Source organism: Pseudophaeobacter sp. EL27 (assembly GCF_900313025.1).
GTDB lineage: Bacteria > Pseudomonadota > Alphaproteobacteria > Rhodobacterales > Rhodobacteraceae > Pseudophaeobacter.
Genome location: NZ_OMPQ01000009.1, coordinates 370,772 through 389,306, shown reverse-complemented (window position 1 = coordinate 389,306; position 18,535 = coordinate 370,772). Strand labels below are relative to the sequence as shown.

At 57.5% G+C, this 18,535-nt stretch carries 18 protein-coding genes; 6 read left to right on the top strand and 12 right to left on the bottom strand.

Features of this window, described 5'->3' with window-relative positions:
• Window positions 1-102: 102 nt before the first annotated feature.
• The 3 genes from rocF to ED661_RS09550 are packed head-to-tail and all read left to right on the top strand — an operon-like array spanning window position 103 to window position 2,995.
• The gene (gene rocF, locus ED661_RS09560) at window positions 103-1,029 is read left to right on the top strand and encodes an arginase (protein ID WP_122073686.1); all 927 of its coding nucleotides are present in this window, start codon (window positions 103-105) and stop codon (window positions 1,027-1,029) included.
• Window positions 1,026-1,952: a citrulline utilization hydrolase CtlX gene (gene ctlX, locus ED661_RS09555; RefSeq protein WP_122073685.1), complete on the top strand. Its 927-nt coding sequence runs from the start codon at window positions 1,026-1,028 to the stop codon at window positions 1,950-1,952. The genes rocF and ctlX overlap by 4 nt, the downstream gene beginning before the upstream one ends.
• Window positions 1,949-2,995 carry an ornithine cyclodeaminase gene (locus tag ED661_RS09550; protein ID WP_122073684.1) on the top strand — a complete coding sequence of 349 codons (1,047 nt, stop codon included), beginning with the start codon at window positions 1,949-1,951 and terminating at the stop codon, window positions 2,993-2,995. Before ctlX ends, ED661_RS09550 begins: the two co-directional genes overlap by 4 nt.
• Before the next feature lie 69 nt (window positions 2,996-3,064).
• On the opposite strand, the gene ED661_RS09545 is transcribed toward ED661_RS09550, so the two are convergent.
• A complete protein-coding gene (locus ED661_RS09545) occupies window positions 3,065-3,649 on the bottom strand; it encodes an HNH endonuclease (RefSeq protein ID WP_122073683.1) in 585 nt (194 codons plus the stop codon).
• A gap of 226 nt (window positions 3,650-3,875) precedes the next feature.
• Between ED661_RS09545 and ED661_RS09540 the strand changes: the two genes are divergently transcribed.
• The gene (locus tag ED661_RS09540) at window positions 3,876-4,598 is read left to right on the top strand and encodes a pseudouridine synthase (RefSeq protein WP_122073682.1); all 723 of its coding nucleotides are present in this window, start codon (window positions 3,876-3,878) and stop codon (window positions 4,596-4,598) included.
• Between the two features lie 67 nt (window positions 4,599-4,665).
• Here ED661_RS09540 and ED661_RS09535 read toward each other — a convergent pair whose 3' ends face one another.
• Entirely contained in the window at window positions 4,666-5,331 is a 666-nt protein-coding gene (locus ED661_RS09535; protein ID WP_122073681.1) for an alpha/beta hydrolase, read from the bottom strand.
• Complete coding sequence (locus ED661_RS09530) at window positions 5,328-5,987, bottom strand: DNA-3-methyladenine glycosylase (protein WP_254054804.1); 660 nt, start codon at window positions 5,985-5,987, stop codon at window positions 5,328-5,330. The genes ED661_RS09535 and ED661_RS09530 overlap by 4 nt, the downstream gene beginning before the upstream one ends.
• Window positions 5,988-6,082: 95 nt before the next feature.
• On the opposite strand from ED661_RS09530, the gene ED661_RS09525 reads away from it, so the two are divergent.
• On the top strand, window positions 6,083-7,300 hold the full coding sequence (locus ED661_RS09525; RefSeq protein WP_122073680.1) for an MFS transporter: 1,218 nt from the start codon (window positions 6,083-6,085) through the stop codon (window positions 7,298-7,300).
• Window positions 7,301-7,387: 87 nt separating this feature from the next.
• Here the strand turns inward: ED661_RS09525 and ED661_RS09520 are convergent, their stop codons facing one another.
• The 5 genes from ED661_RS09520 to ED661_RS09500 all read right to left on the bottom strand — a co-directional run bounded on the left by ED661_RS09520 (window position 7,388) and on the right by ED661_RS09500 (window position 12,877).
• Entirely contained in the window at window positions 7,388-8,164 is a 777-nt protein-coding gene (locus ED661_RS09520) for a squalene/phytoene synthase family protein (protein WP_122074089.1), read from the bottom strand.
• The gene (locus ED661_RS09515; RefSeq protein WP_122073679.1) at window positions 8,154-9,134 is read right to left on the bottom strand and encodes an alpha/beta hydrolase; all 981 of its coding nucleotides are present in this window, start codon (window positions 9,132-9,134) and stop codon (window positions 8,154-8,156) included. Before ED661_RS09515 ends, ED661_RS09520 begins: the two co-directional genes overlap by 11 nt.
• On the bottom strand, window positions 9,134-10,753 hold the full coding sequence (gene cimA, locus ED661_RS09510; RefSeq protein ID WP_122073678.1) for a citramalate synthase: 1,620 nt from the start codon (window positions 10,751-10,753) through the stop codon (window positions 9,134-9,136). The genes ED661_RS09515 and cimA overlap by 1 nt, the downstream gene beginning before the upstream one ends.
• Entirely contained in the window at window positions 10,750-12,162 is a 1,413-nt protein-coding gene (cysS, locus tag ED661_RS09505; RefSeq protein WP_122073677.1) for a cysteine--tRNA ligase, read from the bottom strand. The genes cimA and cysS overlap by 4 nt, the downstream gene beginning before the upstream one ends.
• Before the next feature lie 187 nt (window positions 12,163-12,349).
• Complete coding sequence (locus ED661_RS09500) at window positions 12,350-12,877, bottom strand: hypothetical protein (protein ID WP_122073676.1); 528 nt, start codon at window positions 12,875-12,877, stop codon at window positions 12,350-12,352.
• Window positions 12,878-13,330: 453 nt separating this feature from the next.
• On the opposite strand from ED661_RS09500, the gene ED661_RS09495 reads away from it, so the two are divergent.
• The gene (locus ED661_RS09495; protein WP_122073675.1) at window positions 13,331-14,887 is read left to right on the top strand and encodes a trimethylamine methyltransferase family protein; all 1,557 of its coding nucleotides are present in this window, start codon (window positions 13,331-13,333) and stop codon (window positions 14,885-14,887) included.
• A gap of 65 nt (window positions 14,888-14,952) precedes the next feature.
• Here ED661_RS09495 and ED661_RS09490 read toward each other — a convergent pair whose 3' ends face one another.
• From ED661_RS09490 to ED661_RS09475, 4 genes are read right to left on the bottom strand one after another with little or no spacing between them, the layout of a single operon-like run.
• Window positions 14,953-16,173, bottom strand: coding sequence for a cysteine desulfurase (locus ED661_RS09490; RefSeq protein ID WP_122073674.1), 1,221 nt, complete (start codon window positions 16,171-16,173; stop codon window positions 14,953-14,955).
• Entirely contained in the window at window positions 16,166-16,759 is a 594-nt protein-coding gene (locus tag ED661_RS09485) for a YIP1 family protein (RefSeq protein WP_122073673.1), read from the bottom strand. Before ED661_RS09485 ends, ED661_RS09490 begins: the two co-directional genes overlap by 8 nt.
• Entirely contained in the window at window positions 16,756-17,253 is a 498-nt protein-coding gene (locus ED661_RS09480) for a YIP1 family protein (protein ID WP_122073672.1), read from the bottom strand. Before ED661_RS09480 ends, ED661_RS09485 begins: the two co-directional genes overlap by 4 nt.
• The gene (locus tag ED661_RS09475; RefSeq protein ID WP_122073671.1) at window positions 17,254-18,534 is read right to left on the bottom strand and encodes a SufD family Fe-S cluster assembly protein; all 1,281 of its coding nucleotides are present in this window, start codon (window positions 18,532-18,534) and stop codon (window positions 17,254-17,256) included. It lies immediately after the preceding gene.
• Between the last annotated feature and the right edge of the window lies 1 nt (window position 18,535).

Here is an 18,535-nt window from a genome sequence, read left to right as displayed (position 1 = left end):
GTTTCGACTATTATACGTACATATCGGTGAATTTGAGTGGTTACAACCACCTCGTTTCGGAGATTTTTACATCCTACTGTATTAGAAGTGGAGAGTTTCACCGTGACGCAAAAGACCTGTTTTCTGATTGGCGCCCCTGTTGACAGCGGCAAACGCCGGTCCGGTTGCCTGATGGGGCCGGATGCCTTTCGCACAGCCGGCTTAGGCGAAGCGCTGTCTGGGCTCGGCCATGAGGTCACGGATCTGGGAAACCTCAGCCCTGCCCCACATAATCCGGATGTGGAGGGCAGCGCCATTTTTGCGTTGAATGAGACAATTGGCTGGACTTCTGCGCTTGCCAGCATTGCCCAACATTCCATGGCCAAGGGGCTGCCGATCTTTCTTGGCGGTGATCACGCCCTGTCGCTTGGTTCTGTCGTCGGCGTAGCTGATTATGCAGCCTCCGTGGGGCGGCCCCTGTTTGTCTTGTGGCTGGATGCACATACAGATTTTCACACCCCACAGAGCACCGATAGCGGCAATTTGCACGGCACACCGGTGGGCTATTTCACCGGACGCGATGGGTTTGAGGGCTTCCCCAAAGTGGCGAACCCGGTTCCGCAGGAAAACGTTTGCATGATCGGATTGCGCTCTGTGGACACGCCTGAGCGCCTGGCGCTGGAAGCAAGCGATATCCGTCGCCATGACATGCGCGACATTGACGAAAACGGCATTGCCGGGCCGTTGGCCCGCTTCCTGGATCGTGTTGCAGAGGCAAACGGGTTGTTGCATGTCTCATTGGATGTGGATTTCCTCGATCCCTCGGTGGCGCCGGCAGTTGGCACCACGGTTCCGGGCGGCGCGACTGTGCGCGAAGCACATCTGGTCTGTGAAATGCTGCATGATTCCGGCCTGATGACTTCATTGGACCTGGTGGAGCTGAACCCCTTTCTGGATGAACGCGGCCGCACCGCCCATTTGATGGTCGACCTCTGCGCTTCTGCGCTGGGGCGTCGTGTCTTTGATCGGCCAACCCGGAGCTACAATTGAACAACCTGCAAGCCCCCTCCGCTGTGGTCATGATCCGGCCACATCACTTTTGCTCAAACCCGGATACCCAGGGCGACAATGCCTTTCAAACCTCCGCCGGAGAGCCCGAGGTTGTACGCAAGAAGGCGCTGCAAGAGTTTGATACAGCCGCACAAACGCTGCGCGACGCTGGTGTTCGGGTGCATGTCTTTGAAGACACTGGCACCACAACACCGGACAGTGTTTTTCCCAACAACTGGTTCTCGACCCATTCCGGTGGCCATATCGCGATCTATCCGATGTATGCGCCAAACCGGCGGATGGAACGGCGTTGGGATATCATCGAGGAATTGAAGCGCAGCTACCGGGTGCAGGATGTCATCGATTTTTCCGGGCTGGAAGAGGACGGTCTGGCCCTGGAGGGCACTGGCGCCATGGTGCTCGATCATATTGGCCGCATTGCCTATACGGTCACATCAAACCGCGCCGATCCGGTGCTGCTTGAACGGTTTTGCACCCATTTCAATTATGAGCCCATGGCCTTTGAGGCCCGCGATGCGGAGGGGCGTGAGGTGTACCACAGCAATGTCCTGATGGGCATTGGTACCGATTTTGCCATGATCTGCCTGTCGATGATCGGCGACCCAAAGCGGCGCGCCGAGATCGCCACTCGCCTGGAAGAAACAGGCCATGAGGTCATAGATCTCAGCGAAGAGCAGATCCAGAACTTTGCCGGAAATACCTTTGCCCTGACGGGAACCAAGCCCCTGCTGGCGCTGTCCTCTCGCGCCTTGGACGCACTGCGCCCGGACCAAATTAGAACAATTGAGCGCAGCACGACCCTGCTGCCACTGTCCATCCCAACAATCGAAACAGCCGGAGGCTCGGTGCGCTGCATGTTGGCAGGCATCCATCTCAGCCCCCGCGAAAGGACCCAGTCATGACCACGCCCTCGCATAAAGCCCTTGTTCCCTTTGTCAGCGTCGACAACATGATGCGTCTGGTCCATAGCATTGGTATTGAAACCATGCTGCGCGATCTGGCGGAATATGTAGAAGTGGACTTTAAGCGCTGGGAATTGTTTGATAAAACCCCACGCGTTGCCAGCCACTCCGAGGTCGGCGTGATCGAATTGATGCCCACCTCCGACGGTGAGGCCTATGGCTTCAAATACGTCAATGGCCATCCCAAAAACACCAGCGAAGGCCTGCAGACTGTAACCGCCTTTGGCCTGTTGGCGGATGTCTATACTGGCTATCCCGTCCTGCTGACAGAAATGACCATGCTGACCGCGCTGCGCACTGCGGCAACCTCGGCAATGGTGGCTAAGTATCTGGCGCCAAAAGGGTCCGACACTATGGCAATGATCGGCAATGGGGCTCAATCAGAATTCCAGACCCTGGCAATGAAGGCAATCTGCGGCCTCAAAACCGTACGTCTTTTTGACAAGGATCCAGCCGCGACGGAGAAATGCGCCCGCAACCTGGCCGCTGCCGGGCTGAAGGTGGTACGCTGCTCGACACCTGAGGAAGCCATTGAAGGCGCGCAGATCCTGACCACCTGTACCGCCGACAAACAGAACGCCACCATCCTGACCGACAACATGGTTGGCGCAGGCGTGCACATCAACGCCATCGGCGGGGACTGCCCTGGCAAGACAGAGCTGGCTGCGGGTATCCTGACGCGCGCAGATGTCTTTGTTGAATTCCCACCGCAAACCCGGGTTGAGGGCGAAATCCAGCAAATGCCGGAAGATTTTGCCGTGACTGAGCTCTGGCAGGTCATCCTTGGCCAGAAGCCCGGTCGGCGGGACGACAAACAGATCACCCTGTTTGACAGCGTCGGCTTTGCGATCGAGGATTTCAGCGCCCTGCGCTACATCCGCGACCGCATCAAGGACACGGAATTCTTTATTGATCTCGATATGTTGGCAGACCCGGATGATCCACGTGATCTGTTTGGCATGCTTCAGCGTTCGCAGTCCTGAAAGGCTAGCACCGCCCTCTGAGTTTTACCCAATAGGGCAATCTGAATGCTGGGATTGAAAAGGCACCAGTCAGGCGTCCAGTTCGGTGTCCCAATAGAGAAAATCCATCCAACTGTCGTGCAGATGGTTGGGTGGGAATTTTCGCCCGGTGTTGCGCAGCTCCTCTGCACCGGGACGTCGCGGCGCCTTACGAAGTGACATTCCAAGCATGTGCAATGGCTTGGAGCCCTTTTTTAAGTTGCAGGGCGAACAGGCCGCCACCACGTTTTCCCAGCTGGTGATCCCCCCGGCGGCGCGTGGTACGACATGATCGAAAGTCAGATCGCCACGGGCACCGCAGTATTGGCAGCAAAATTCATCCCGCAGGAATAAATTAAAGCGCGTGAAGGCCACGCGCTTTTGAGGTTTGACATAGTCTTTCAACACCACAACCGAGGGTATTCGGATCTCGGTACTCGGGCTGTGAACCACTTCGTCATACTCCGCCAGAATATCCACTCTGTCCAACCAGGCCGCCTTGACTGCGTCCTGCCAGCTCCACAGCGACAGCGGGTAATAGGACAGGGGTCGATAATCCGCGTTGAGCACAAGCGCAGGATGCTGCCGCAGTGCTCTGGGGTCTCTCACAAAATCAGTTCTGAAATCGCCATCCATGATGCTACGTCTTCCTCGCCCTGTCTGCCCGTTCCCGGCACCAGAGCGGGGAACCCGCCCCAGCATATGTTTAACTATATCTCGTGGTTTTCGTCTGACAAGCCCCTGTCAGCCACTAGATTTCGCATCACCGCTACCATCGGCCCATGACAGGTCCATGACAGACATCCGCCTCCATCACCTTTGTCGACTTGCAAGCCCGCCCTGCTCTGCCTATGGATCTTCCATGACCCGCCTCATTCGCTTCAACAAACCCTTTGATGTTTTGCCGCAATTCACCGATTCCGGCAGTGAAGGCTCAACGCGCAAAACCCTCAGCGCTTTTATCGACTGTCCCGGTGTTTATGCTGCTGGCCGGCTGGATCGTGACAGCGAAGGTCTGATGCTGCTGACCGATACCGGGCGCTTGCAGGCCTGGATCAGTGATCCACAGCACAAGATGGCCAAGACCTACTGGGTTCAGGTCGAAGGAGAGCCGGATGCGGCAGCGCTGGATGCCTTGGCAAAAGGCGTCGCACTGAAAGACGGCATGACCCGCCCAGCCAAGGCCGACCTCATGGAGGAGCCTGCGCAGCTTTGGGCCCGGACACCACCAATTCGTGAGCGCAAGTCCATCCCGACCAGCTGGATTTCCTTGACGCTGAAGGAAGGAAAAAACCGCCAGGTGCGCCGGATGACAGCCGCTGTTGGTTTTCCCACCTTGCGGCTTATCCGCTATAGTATAGGCGCCTGGAGCCTGGATGGGCTGCCGCAGGGCGCCTGGGAGGATCTGGAGATCCCAACGATCCCCGGCCCCGCTAAACCGACACACCTGCCCAATCGCCGAGCACAGAAACAAAAGGCCCAGACCAAACAAAATCAGACTAAACATAAGCAGGACGGACAAAAGAAAGAGCGCAAGGCTCCCGCTGGCCAATCGAACAAAGGCCGGAGCCCCCGCAGATCCTGAACAAATTGAAACGCTGGATCAGTAGAAAGGCATAGGCGAAACCGTCTATGCCTTTTATTCCAACATCTTAAAGACCGAGCTTATCGCGCATAAAGGCCAGTGAAACGCTCAACCCGTCGGGGGCAATCCCGTGACCGGTGCCCTTCATGATATGGGCAAAAACATCCTTGAACCCAGCTTGATCCAGGGCTTCTGCAGCTTCCGGCAGAGATTGTGGCGGCACCACATCATCCGCATCCCCATGCACCAGCATGACAGGCATCCGGCTAACCACTTCATCCTTGAGCGTGTCTGGCGACAGCAAACGACCCGAGAAGGCAACGATGCCGGCAATGGCATCTTCGCGGCGTGGCGCGACATGCAGGCTCATCATGGTGCCCTGCGAGAAACCAAACAGCACGACCTGTTCGGGCAGAACGTCCTCATCGACCATCAGGGCATCAAGAAATGCGTTCAGATCCTCGATCGAGGCATTCATGCCGCGCATGCTCTCTTCCTCTGAGGATCCATCAATCCAGGGGATTGGAAACCACTGGTATCCCATTGGCGCGCCTGGGCAATTCTCGGGTGCATCTGGTGCGACGAACAGAGTATCCGGCAGATGCTCAGCCAGTGGATCAGCGAGACCCAGCAGGTCAGCGCCATTGGCGCCGTAGCCATGCAGAAACACCACGATAGACCGGGTCACCCCGGAGAGCGGCTCTCTGCGCTCAGCTTTTAGTACACGAGTCATCGGATCCCTTCCCTGTCCTTTGCTACATGGTAATAGGCCCAGAGGATGCGGGCCGCAACCGACCGCCAAGGCGACCAGGCTTCGGCCAGTTTTCTCAGCTCTCGTTCACTTGGTCTCGCAGGCAGATCGAACAGGTCTTTGGCTGCCTCCTGCAGGGCCAGATCACCAGGAGCAAAAACATCCGCTCGCCCAAGCGAGAACATGGCGTAGATTTCGGCGGTCCAGATCCCGACCCCCGTCACCTTTGTCAGAACCTTGATAACCGCCTCCGTCGGCATGTCGCGCAGCGCCTCAAAATCGATCGCTTCCTCTGCCAAGGCAATGGAATAGCGTATCTTTTGCCGACTGAGCCCTGCTGCACGCAGATCATCCTCACTGGCAGACACAACCTCTTCCCGGGTGGTCAGCTGCGCGTCAAGAAGCCGTTGCCATATCGCCTTGGCCGAAGCGACACTCACCTGTTGGCTGACAATGGCGCTGAGCAGTTGCCCAAATCCATCCGGTCTGCGCCGCAGTGGCAATGGGCCACATTGGGTCAAGGCCTCTGCAAAGCGCGGATCATGGTCCGCCAGCCAGGCGGCCCCTTCGGTGACGCAGGCATCTGAGTGAATGATCCGCCCCGCCTCCGGCGCCGCAGATGTAATGAATGACGCCACGTCAGATCCACCTCCTTCTCAGTATTGGCCAGAAGATTGTACCAATTCTGCCCTTGTTGCTTGTTCCGCTAAGTTTTGATCGCTACGCATCCCATATGACAGTTCACATGACCACCCCGAGCGACAGTGTCGCCAAGAAAAACGTCGCCATCCTGGTATTGGCCCAGGCAATCCTCGGCTCTCAGATGCCGATGATCTTTATCATTGGCGGGCTTGCTGGCCAGTCTTTGGCTTCCAACCCCTGTTTTGCCACCCTTCCGATCTCCTTGATCGTGGCTGGTTCGATGATCGCGGCGACGCCGATTTCGTCGATCATGCAGAAATGGGGCCGCCGGGCTGGGTTTTTCACCGGTGCCATGTTTGGTGCTCTGGGCGGTTTGGTAGGTGCCTATGGGCTTTACCTCGGGTCTTTCCCGATCTTCCTGCTGGGAAGCCTGCTGACCGGTGTCTATATGAGCGCCCATGGCTTTTACCGCTTTGCAGCAACTGATACCGCTTCTGAGAGCTTCCGCCCCAAGGCGATCTCTTATGTAATGGCGGGCGGTTTGCTCTCGGCGCTATTGGGGCCACAACTGGTGAAGGCGACCAGCCAGGTCTTTGTTATCCCCTTTCTCGGCACCTATCTGACAGTGATTGCCATCAACGTTCTGGGATCTGGCCTGTTCCTGTTCCTGGACATCCCCAAACCCGAAGCCCCCCACGAAGACCTTCCTGCAGGACGCAGCCGGATGGAGCTGTTGAAAACCCCGGCAATCGCCGTTGCGGTGATCTGTTCCATGGTGTCATACGCGCTGATGAACCTGGTGATGACCTCGACGCCCTTGGCGGTTGTCGGATGTGGCTTTACCGAGGGCAATGCCGCGGATGTGGTGTCGCTTCATGTTCTGGCGATGTATGTGCCGTCCTTCTTTACGGGCCATCTGATTGCGCGCTTTGGGGTCTATAAGGTTGTCGCAGCGGGGCTGATCATCCTTGCCGGTGCCGGGGCCGTCGCACTTCAGGGGGTTGAGCTTGAAAACTTCTTTATCGCGTTGATCCTGTTGGGCGTGGGTTGGAACTTTGGCTTTATTGGTGCCACCACCATGCTGACCGCCTCTCACACCCCAGAAGAGCGCGGCCGGATGCAGGGTCTCAATGATCTGCTGGTCTTTGGCGGAGTCACAATGGCGTCGCTTGCCTCTGGTGGTTTGATGAACTGCTCTGGTGGCAACCCGGTTGAGGGCTGGAGTGCCGTCAATATGGCGATGGCCCCCTTCCTGGTTCTGGCCGGTGGTGCGCTGCTCTGGCTGGTGATGCGCCCCAAAGAGGCTTAAACCTGCCAGTATAGTTCAAACGCAAAAAGGCGCCCCTGTGAGGCGCCTTTTTTGCGTCTTATCATTTGGGTACGGTCCGGTGCTAACTCACCAGTGCCCACGCGCTGCACGCCAGATCAGACCAGTGCGGCGGCGAAACTCGCTTTGCCCCAGGCGGCCTTCAGCAATGCGTTCAGGCTGTTGCAGCGCCTGATTCAGGATCGCCCTGGCCTGCCAGCCCGATAGCAGTGCCATGCCGGCGTCTTTGGAGATTGATGCCCGCTGCTTTTCGGCCTGTTCAATGTGATCCAAGCCCCTGCGCGCCAGCTGACGCAGCCCCTCTGGCGTGCCGTCCAGCAGCGGGATGCGCTGGTGACCCACCAGTTCCGGAATCGCCTTGAACCAATTGGCGATCCCCACCCCATAGGCAAATCTGCGGACAACTTCCTCCTCGGCCTGCCCAAGCGAGGCAGCCGCCATCCACATCAAACCTCCCGAGGTGGCATCAATATAGTGATCAAATGCGGCCTCATCCTCAAAGGGGTCTTTGTAGATGTCCCAGCGCCGGGCCTCGGCCATGGACTCGATGTGACCTGCCAGTTCTGCGCGCAGCAGCCGCCCCAGGGGGGTCGCCACAAAATGGCGGCGAACTGGCCCGCCCTGAGCAATCTCTGCTCCGATGTCGCGCCACCATTGCACGCGCATCTCAGCGATCATGCTCTCTTGGCTGGCCCAGGGGGCCTTTGCCAGCTCGATATTGAAGGCATAAAGCGCAAAGAGCATTGGGCGTGTCTCGGGTGGGGCCGCCATTACCGCCATAAAGCGATCGGGGTCCCCCTGCTGAACCAGTTCTGCACAGCTGGTGAGGTCATCATCAAATACCACCAATAAACTCCCTGATTGCCTTACGCGTTTCGGGTGCATCAACCAAATCCAGATGGCCGGTCTCAGCCAGGATCCGATAAGTTCCCTTGGCTGTTTCGCCCTCTATCAAGGCCTGGTAAGCCTCGGCAACAAAGGCTTCATCCTGCGCCCCCACCAGGAGAAGAAATTCAGGTAGTGATCTGATATCAGATACATAATCCGACCTGGGCGCATAGGATTGATTGAGCCGATAACTGTAGGAGGTGGTTGCCAGATGTCCAAGCGGCCCCTCCAACACCTCAGTTGGCATATTGAACTGAATAGCTGTCAGGTGGTTCCAGGTGGTGATCCCAAATCCATTGAGCATGGACAGGCCAATGATGCGGCGCAGCAAGGGCTGTGCCCAACCGCCGGAATTGGGCCGCATCGTTGGAGCGTTGTGGTGCAGGAAGGGCGCCAAGAGCACGGCACCATCCATCAGCTGTCGATGCCGCCCCCCGGCAAAACGCAGCACCAATCCGCCCCCCGAAGAATGCCCAATCAGCACAACCTTTTGCCCCTCAGCGGCCCTGGCTGTGATCAAGTCCGCCAGATCATCCTCAAACTGGCCGATATAGTCGACATCTCCGCGGCGTCCCGGCCAGGCACCATGCCCGCGCAGATCGGGCACCAGCACAGTCCCGCTGAGCTGTGGTGCCAGCCCGGTGAATTGCAGCCCGTTCCAGCCGGACCCATGCACCAGCACAATGAGCGGCCCATCCCCATTGGCAAAGGATCGCAGCTGCAGCGCGTAACCATCTCGCATCACGACACTTTCTGTCGTGAACGGTTCAGCTAGAGTGGTGGTGCCACTTTGTAGGATCTTGTTGAAATTCAGAGTTTCTCCGCTCGGCTCCAGGGGTTTGACGGGTTGCGACAGGATCAGCCCCAAGGGAACAAGCGCGGTAATCACCCCTGAAACTGCAACAAACTTGAGCACCCGTTTGATCACTAGAGATCTCCGCCGTCGCGCATCAGTTTCCACCGCATGGCATCGAGCAGAGCCTCAAAAGAGGCGTCGATTATATTGGCGCTCACCCCAACAGTGGACCAGCGCCGCCCCTGACCGTCTTCGCTGTCAATGATGACACGGGTCACAGCCTCGGTACCGCCCTGGGTGATCCGCACCTTGAAATCCACCAGATGCATATCATTGATCACTGCCGAATAGCGCCCCAGATCCTTGGCAAGGGCCTTAGCCAACGCATTGACCGGCCCGCGATCACTGCCGGTTTCATCCATCGACTCGCTGACGGAAAGACGCTTTTCGCCGTCGACCTTAACCACCACAACAGCCTCCGAGAGGCTGATCATGCGGTTATACTTGTTCTTGCGGCGCTCGACCGTGACCTTATAGCGCTTCACCTCAAAGAAGTCGGTGCATTGGCCCAGCTCTTCCCGCGCCAGCAGCTCAAAAGAGGCCTGCGCCGTGTCATAGGAATAGCCCTCAGCCTCACGCTCCTTGATACGGTCCAGAATGCGCGCCAGCGCCGGGTCGCCCTTGGCCACTTCCAGCCCGGCATCCATCAGACGTTTGCGCAGATTGGACTGCCCCGCCTGGTTCGACATCGGAATGATCCGTGCATTGCCGACCAGCTCAGGGACGATATGCTCATAGGTACTGGGATCCTTGAGGATCGCACTGGCATGCAAGCCCGCCTTATGGGCAAAGGCAGAGGCGCCAACATAGGGCGCCTGTTTGCTTGGCACACGGTTCAGGGTGTCATCCAACATCCGGCTCAGCTTGGTCAGCCCTGCGAGGGCCTCTTGACTGACACCAATGTCAAACTGGCCTGCATAGGGCTGCTTCAGCAGCAATGTCGGGATCAGGGTGGTCAGATTGGCGTTGCCACAACGCTCGCCCAGTCCATTCAGGGTGCCCTGCACCTGGCGGGCCCCGGCCTCGATTGCCGCCAACGAACAGGCCACTGCATTCTCAGTGTCATTATGGGTATGGATGCCTAGGTTGTTGCCGGGAATTCCCGCTTCGATCACCTCAGCAACAATGCGCTTCACCTCGCTGGGCATGGCGCCACCATTGGTGTCGCATAGCACTATCCAGCGCGCCCCGGCCTCCAATGCGGCACGACAGGCCGCCAGCGCATACTCGGGATTGGCCTTATAGCCGTCAAAGAAATGCTCAGCATCATAGAGCGCCTCCCGCCCCTGGCTCACCAGATGTGCGACAGAGGCACTGATGTTTTCCAGGTTCTCTTCCAGCGTGATCCCCAGGGCCGCCGTCGCGTGGTAGTCATGGGCCTTGCCCACCAGACAGACGGCAGATGTCCCGGCATTCATCACTGCGGCCAGAACATCGTCATTCTCGGCCGAGCGCCCTGCCCGTTTGGTCATGCCAAAGGCGGTCATGGTGGCGCGGGTTTTTGGCGCCTCGTCAAAAAATGCGCTGTCGGTGGGGTTGGCACCGGGCCAGCCGCCCTCGATGTAGTCGATGCCTAGGTCGTCAAGCGCCTGGGTGATTTGCTTTTTTTCTTCCGTCGAGAATTGCACCCCCTGGGTCTGCTGCCCATCGCGCAGGGTGGTATCATACAGATAAAGACGCTCCTTGTTCATTCCACGGCCTCCAGCTTTGCCGGGTCAAACCCGGAACCAGGCACCAACTCCACCCCGGCTTTGCTCATCCGCACTTCCAGCCCGGCTTCGATAAAGGCTGTTTTCAGCCGGTCCACCTGTGAGAAATCTTTGGTTTCCATTGCGGTTTCACGGGCGGCAAGCAGCTGTGCCTCATAGGCGGAAAGATCAAGGTCCGGCTGTGTTGCCCAGCCCGCCAGCTCTTCAGTCAACAGCCCCATCAGGCGCGCCGAGGCCAATAGAGAGGCGGCATCGCCAGCGGCGGCCAATTTGTGCATTTCAGCAATGGCACCAGCGGTATTAAGGTCATCCGCCAGGGCCTCCTGGACCGCGGCAGCAGCGTTGGCGGCGGGCTCGATGCCCGCTGTCAGCGCATGCCACTTGCGCAGCGTTGCCTCAGCTTCCCCTGCTTTTTTCTCGGTCCAATCCATCGGCTTTCGGTAATGCGTCTGCATAAATACAAAGCGGATGACCTCGCCGGGAATATCTTGATCCAGCAAATCATGCACGGTGAAAAAGTTGCCCAGAGATTTGGACATCTTCTTGCCCTCGACCTGCAGCATCTCATTGTGCAGCCAGTATTTTGCAAAACTGTCATCACCATTGGCACAGCAGCTTTGCGCAATCTCATTTTCATGATGCGGGAACATCAGGTCATTGCCACCGGCATGGATGTCAAAATCCGCACCCAAAAGCTCCTGCGACATGGCAGAGCACTCAATATGCCAACCCGGACGGCCGCGCCCCCAGGGGCTGTCCCAACCGGGCAGCTCATCCGTCGAGGGCTTCCACAGTACAAAATCCATCGGGTCGCGTTTGTTATCTGCAATCTCGACGCGGGCACCAGCAATCATATCGTCAACCGAACGTCCTGACAGCTGGCCGTAGTTGTCATAGCTCTTGACCGAAAACAGCACATGACCGGACCCATCGGCATAGGCATGGCCCTTGGCAATCAGACCTTCGATCATTGTAATCATCTGGTCGATATACTGCGTTGCCCGAGGCATGTGATCAGGCTCCAAGGCGCCAAGCTTGCCCATATCGCTCAGATACCAGCCGATGGTTTCCTCGGTGCGCTCTGCGACCAGCTCTTCCAAGGTTCCCGGCGCCCCCGCCTCTTTGCGCGAAAGGGCCGTGGCGTTGATTTTGTCATCGACATCGGTAAAGTTGCGCACATAGGTCACATGCTGCTTGCCATAGACTTCAAGCAGCAACCGGTAGAGCACATCAAAGACCACGACGGGTCGGGCATTGCCCAGATGCGCCCGGTCATAGACGGTAGGGCCGCAGAGATACATCCGCACATTATTGGCATCAATCGGGGTGAACTCCGACTTTTTGCGGGTCTTGGTATTGTGCAGTTTAATCACGGTGTTCGAGGTCGTCATGACAGCTCCTTGGACGGGCACGGATGTGCAGGCACGCAACGCGGGCTTAGCAACTTGTCAAGGTGAAGAAAACGACAGAAACCAGCCCGCTGAGGATTTCAGCAGGGAATGCAGCAAATAATAAGGGTGCAGATTTGGTTCATGCCAATGTCCTAGCATCTCTTCTGTGGCGCGCCAAGGGTGATGTCTAAAATTGAAAGGCGGCGCCAATAGATATTCGGTTCGGAGACTGGCCATGGCTTGCCCCGCCACCCGAAGGTGCATAATACATGTATTCTCCGGTCAGCTGCAGGGCGCGGTTTAATGACACCCGAACGCCGATCCCCAGAGTATCCGCATTGTCAGCCCCCCCAGCTCCCAGGCCCAGCAGGCGCCCTACTGAAACATAGCCCAGACTCTGGCCAAAATCATACCCAGCCCGCAGGCTCAGCCTCTCGCGTCCTGCAGGATCCTCAAATCCAGGGTTTTGCCAGGTGCTACCACGGCTGTAGCTGCCGCCCAGGACAAGCCGCCCGTAGTCTCTGTCGGCAGAAAATGCCAATCCATTCGTTGAATTTGCGGTGTTTCCCAAGGAACTGCCTGATGGCTGGCTTTGGGAGGAGAAGAAATAGCTGGATTTCCAATCGCCAGAAACAGCCGGCAAGGCGGCAGTAAAAAAGACACCAGCTGCGAGCACTGAAGCGATTGCATTTGTAAACATCTGAGAAGCTGGCATGATTTCTTGCCCATTCTAGCGCCCTTCACAGCGCGGCATTTCCTGAGCCTCCATTTTCGGAGAAATTCCTTAACGAGCGGTTCCAATTCCATGGCTTGGATCGTGAAGCTCGGAGAAAAACCGCCCTGCGCCTTCAAAACATGTGAAGGTGGATGAAATTCCCCTGAAGCTAGGCGGGAAAACCAAGACCCAAGTGAAGCCATTCCTCAGAGGCCAGTGAAAAAGAGGTCGCATTTTTCACATTGGTCGCAAACATGCTAGAATCGGTCGTCAAAACCGCCAAACCTGAGAAGGTAGCAAGAAGGATCCAATATGCTGGCGGAACGCTGTGTAGTTAATCTGGTATGGCGCACCATTGGTGCCACCAGAGGCCGTGCCGCCCGTGGGCGACCCTACGGGCTGTTGTTCTCTCCCCTTTGAAGCAACAGAATTCCCCGTACCAAGGATCCTAGAATGACCGATCAATCCGGCAGCCCCACCCGTGCATCCTCTCGCAGCGGAGGGCGCGCTGCACGTCGCAGCGCCCGTGCCAGCGCCCTACCCGACCACATGCGCCCCATTCGCCCAGGAATGGAGGGTGGCGTTCTCAAACCCTTGAGCCAGGACGGCGTGGAACGCATTCACCGTGCGGCGCTGGACGCGCTGGAGACCATTGGTCTCGCGGATGCGCCCCCCAGCGGTGTCGAATACCTGACCAACGCAGGTTGCATCCTGGGCGATGACGGCCGTATTCGTTTCCCCCGTGCCCTGGTTGAGGACATGTTGACCAAGGCAAACCGCTCGGTGACCCTGCATAGCCGCGACGGTCAGCACGATCTGGAGCTCTCGGGCAACCGGGTCCACTATGGCACCGCCGGGGCCGCTGTTCACATGGTGGATGTTGCGGGTCGCAATTACAGGGATTCAACAGTTCAGGATCTGCATGATGCGGCGCGTATCTGTGATAGGCTGGACAATATCCATTTCTGTCAGCGCCCTATGGTCTGCCGCGATATTCCCGACAATCTCGAGATGGATCTGAACTCAATCTATGCCACCACGGCCGGCACCACCAAACATATTGGGGTATCCTTTACTGAGCCGGATTTTGTCGCGCCTGCCATGGAAATGCTGCACATGATTGCAGGTGGCGAAGACAAATGGCGCGAGCGTCCCTTTGTCTCCAACTCCAACTGTTTTGTTGTCCCGCCGATGAAATTCGCCACCGAGAGCTGCGAAGTCATGGAGCGCTGCATTGAGGCCGGCATGCCGGTTTTGCTGCTTTCGGCTGGTATGGCCGGCGCGACTGCGCCCTCTACGATAGCCGGTGCTATCACCCAGGCAGTGGCGGAATGCCTGGCCGGGCTGGTCTATGTCAATGCGGTGAAACCCGGCGCCCCCGCGATTGTTGGCACCTGGCCTTTTGGCCTGGACCTGCGCACTGGCGCGATGACCATGGGCTCGGGCGAGCAAGCCCTGCTGACGGCAGGCTGTGCCCAGATGCACAAATTCTATGGAATTCCAGGTGGCGCGGCTGCTGGCGCCAGCGATTCCAAAATGCCGGACATGCAGGCTGGATGGGAGCAGATGTGTTCCAATGTCATGGCCGGTCTCTCCGGGCTCAACATGGTTTATGAATCTGCTGGCATGCATGCGTCGCTTTTAGGATTCTGTCATGAATCCCTGATCTTGGGGGATGACATTATTGGTCAGGCACTGCGCTGTGTGCGTGGGATCGAGGTTACCGATGAGACCCTGGCTCTGGACCAGATCGCTGAAGTCTGCATGGGTGGGCCCGGTCACTACCTGGGCACCAGTCAGACGCTGGGTCGGATGCAGACGGATTATGTCTACCCTTCCTTGGGCGATCGGACCTCGCCAAAGGAATGGGCTGAACTGGGGAAACCCGATCTTTTGGAGAAGGCGACAGCGCGAAAAGAACAGATCTTGTCGGAACGCTCTGCCGCGCGGTTTGATCCTGCGCTGGACGCAGAAATTCGCAGCCGGTTCAACATTCATCTCGGCTCATAAGATAAAGAAAAGGCGACGGGAAACCGTCGCCTTTGTTCTTTTTGACTACGGCTTAGCGCCTTACCTCAGGCAAAAAGCTCATGTGCCAGCTCAAGAGCCTCAACCAGGGTGTCGACCTCGGCCTTGGTGTTATAGGCGCCAAAGGATGCGCGACAAGTAGCGGAGACGCCCAGGTGATCCATCAAGGGGCCGGCGCAGTGATGCCCGGCGCGCACCGCGACGCCCTTTTTATCGAGGATGGTAGAGATGTCATGGGCATGGGCGGCCCCTTCCATCGTAAAGCTGAAAATAGCTGCCTTACCAGCAGCTTGTCCCTGAACATTGATCCAGTTCAACCCCGTGAGACGGGTCATGGCATAGTCACGCAGCCCGGCTTCATGGGCCGCGATGTTCTCCATCCCCAGCTCCATCATGTATTCCAGCGCCACCCCAAAGCCGATGGTTTGCACAATGCCCGGCGTGCCCGCTTCAAACATCATTGGCGGGTCGTTGTAGACGACGGCCTCTTTAGAGACCTCGCGGATCATATCCCCACCGCCTAAGAAAGGACGCATCTCTGCCATCCGGTCGGGATGCACATAGATCGCACCCGAGCCAGAGGGGCCATAGAGTTTGTGGCCTGTGATGGCAAAGAAATCGCAGCCAAGATCCTGAACATCCGCCGGCATGTGAACGGCACTTTGTGAACCATCCACCAGCACTGGAACGCCCTTGGCATGGGCGCCTTCGGTAATGGTTTTTACATCCACAACGGTGCCCAAGACATTGGAACATTGGGTAATCGCGATCAGTTTGGTCTTTGGCGTGATGGCATCCAGAACAGCCTGCGGATCCAGGCTGCCATCGGCAGCGGTATCCACCCATTTGATCACCACGCCCTGACGTTCTCGCAGGAAATGCCAGGGCACGATATTGGCGTGATGCTCCATCACCGACAACAGGATTTCATCCCCGGCCTGCATCCGTGGCATGGCCCAGCTGTAGGCCACCATATTGATACCTTCGGTGGTGCCGGAATTCAGGACGATACTGTCTTCGCTCGCCGCATTCAGGAATTTGGCAATGATGCCGCGCACGCCCTCGTACTTCTCTGTGGCGAGATTGGAAAGGTAGTGCAAGCCTCTGTGAACATTGGAATACTCCTGCGAGTAAGCCTGATTGATGGCGTCGATCACCACCTGAGGTTTCTGCGCTGAAGCCCCATTGTCCAGATAGGTCAGCGGCTTGCCATTGACCTGACGGGACAGGATAGGAAAATCGCTGCGGATTTTTTCAACGTCATACATTTTCGAGTAGTCCAAGATTGGCAGGCCCAAGCAGCCCGACGATAAAGATCATGGCAAAGAACATCACGATCGAGGCCATCAAAACAACAGCAAAGGAACGCCAAAGTGAGGCAAACCCATGTGCTTCATTGATAAAGTTCAACAGCACAAAGAGTAACACAAGGCCGATCACCAGGAACACTATGCTGCCCAGCTGTGGAGAGATCAACAGGACAACAATACCAAGGCTCATCAAAGCAAGCTGCACCAGTTGGTCCCAAACCAAGAGCGACAGAATAGGTATAAAGCGTCCCGTGCCCCCCAGCCAGCGACCCCCAAGGGTCAGCAAAGCGGCGAATAGCACACTGCGGACGGCAGAGACCATCATCGAGAGCCCTGGGGACTCAGAAGACATATCAAACATCGCCAATTCTTTGGAATTGGGAATGACCAGACCCAGGATCCCAAAAAACAGCGCGTTGAGGATAACCGCCAGAAACAACCCGGTCCAAATGGCTTCATTTGGAAACTGCCGCAGCAAAATGCTGCGGGCTGCTACACCGGGCCGGCGCAGGGTCAGTATCATAAAAGCCCAGAGGAACCTCATGCCTTCACCTGAGGTTTGACCCAATAGCCCTGATACATTCCGGAGATCCAGAACCACAAAAAGGCTGAAAACCACAGCCCACCAATCAGGTTCAACTCGGTTCCGGGGCCAATCATACCCGCCACCAACCCATTGAGCAACATCAGCGGACTGGCCGCCAGAAAGCTCCAGAACAGGGCTAGCCGCGCCGCATGGCTTTCACCCGTGCCGCGCAGTGCGCGGGCGATGAAATGAGCAATCAATGCCAGGGTGTACAGCGCCAGAGGCGCGACAAAAATGATGCCAAACAAGGCGTTGCTGAGCAACATTGTCTGTTCCTGCCCGGTCAGATGAGCCTCGCGCGCCAGACTGGGCATGCGCGAGATGAACATCAAAGCGCAGCCCGCCATGAGGAAGGCCAACATCCGATCCTCACGTGGTCCCATGGCAAGAAGCCGCGCAAAAACCCTGCGCGGCCCCCGGTAGGTTGCCAGGATATCACCAGTAACGGCCATTTAGCGACGCCGCGACAGCCAGCCTTCGAGGCGGGCAACAATGGCAGCGGCGATGTCACCGTCTTCGACCTCTTCAACCGCTTCCGCAAGGAAAGCCAGGGTCAAAAGATCCGTCGCTTCCTCCACGGGAACGCCGCGCGAACGCAGGTAGAACAGCGCCTCTTCGTCGATGGCACCGGTGGTGGAGCCATGCGAACAGATCACGTCATCCGCGTAGATTTCCAACTCAGGCTTGGCCAGGAACTGGCTGTCATCGTCCAGAAGCAGCGATTGGCTGATCTGATAGCCATCGGTTTTCTGAGCACCCTCTTTTACCAGGATCTTGCCCTGAAACACGCCAGTGGCGCCATTGCGCAGAACCTTTTTGAAAACCTGGCGGCTTTCACAGTTCACAGCATCATGGGTGATGAACACCGTGTCATCATGATGGAACTCGCCATCCCCCACACAGGCACCGGCGATATGGGCGATGGCGTCATCCCCCAACAGCTCAACCACGGCCTCGTTGCGGGTCAGAACACCATTCACCGTGAGGGTGAAGCTTTTGAACACGGATTCTGTGCCAAGACGGGCAAACAGATGCGTTGCAGCACGACGCTCGTGGTCGCGACCTTGGGCGCGGACCAGATGCAGCTTGCCGGTGTCGGCAATGTCGATTTCCATACATTTGTTGAACCGAGAGGCCGCCGGGCCGTTTTCCAGAATGGTGGCCTCAGCGCCTGCTTCAACGCGGATCACGTGATGCAGGATCGCGTCTGAGACCTCGTCGGAATGCACGTAGACCAGGTTGATTGGCTTGCTTGGCTTGCCCGTCACATGGATGGCAACACCATCCTGTGCAAAAGCGGTGTTCAACGCCGCGAGCGGACGCTCGACCGGTGCCTGACCGCGCGCCTCAAGCACGCCATAAAGATCCTTGGCCCAGTGGATGTCCTGACAGCAGATATCGGCGATCCGATCAATCTGCACCCCTTCGAGGCTCAGATCATCCGAGGCCTCGGCATTGTAGACGCCATCCACAAACACGATCTTGAGGCGATCGAATTCCGAAAACATCGGCTCTTCATCTGTGACAAAAACCGAGGCCTTGATCACTTCGGCCGCTGTCAGCGTATCTGGGCGAGTGTATTTCCAATATTCATCGCGGCGTCCCGGCAGACCCATGGTCTGAACCCGCGACAGCGCCGCCTGACGCGCCGCCGAAAGGCAACCGCCCTCCGGCAGCGTCAGAGCCGCCAATCGTGCCTCAGTGGCACTTTGTTTCAAATCAGCCAGAGCCATT

Coding starts and splice junctions, on each gene's coding strand:
- ED661_RS09550 (WP_122073684.1), top strand. CDS start 1,949: ATGACCACGCCCTCGCATAAAGCCCTTGTTCCCTTTGTCAGCGTCGAC.
- ED661_RS09545 (WP_122073683.1), bottom strand. CDS start 3,649: ATGGATGGCGATTTCAGAACTGATTTTGTGAGAGACCCCAGAGCACTG.
- ED661_RS09540 (WP_122073682.1), top strand. CDS start 3,876: ATGACCCGCCTCATTCGCTTCAACAAACCCTTTGATGTTTTGCCGCAA.
- ED661_RS09535 (WP_122073681.1), bottom strand. CDS start 5,331: ATGACTCGTGTACTAAAAGCTGAGCGCAGAGAGCCGCTCTCCGGGGTG.
- ED661_RS09525 (WP_122073680.1), top strand. CDS start 6,083: ATGACAGTTCACATGACCACCCCGAGCGACAGTGTCGCCAAGAAAAAC.
- cimA (WP_122073678.1), bottom strand. CDS start 10,753: ATGAACAAGGAGCGTCTTTATCTGTATGATACCACCCTGCGCGATGGG.
- cysS (WP_122073677.1), bottom strand. CDS start 12,162: ATGACGACCTCGAACACCGTGATTAAACTGCACAATACCAAGACCCGC.
- ED661_RS09500 (WP_122073676.1), bottom strand. CDS start 12,877: ATGCCAGCTTCTCAGATGTTTACAAATGCAATCGCTTCAGTGCTCGCA.
- ED661_RS09495 (WP_122073675.1), top strand. CDS start 13,331: ATGACCGATCAATCCGGCAGCCCCACCCGTGCATCCTCTCGCAGCGGA.
- ED661_RS09490 (WP_122073674.1), bottom strand. CDS start 16,173: ATGTATGACGTTGAAAAAATCCGCAGCGATTTTCCTATCCTGTCCCGT.
- ED661_RS09485 (WP_122073673.1), bottom strand. CDS start 16,759: ATGAGGTTCCTCTGGGCTTTTATGATACTGACCCTGCGCCGGCCCGGT.
- ED661_RS09480 (WP_122073672.1), bottom strand. CDS start 17,253: ATGGCCGTTACTGGTGATATCCTGGCAACCTACCGGGGGCCGCGCAGG.
- ED661_RS09475 (WP_122073671.1), bottom strand. CDS start 18,534: ATGGCTCTGGCTGATTTGAAACAAAGTGCCACTGAGGCACGATTGGCG.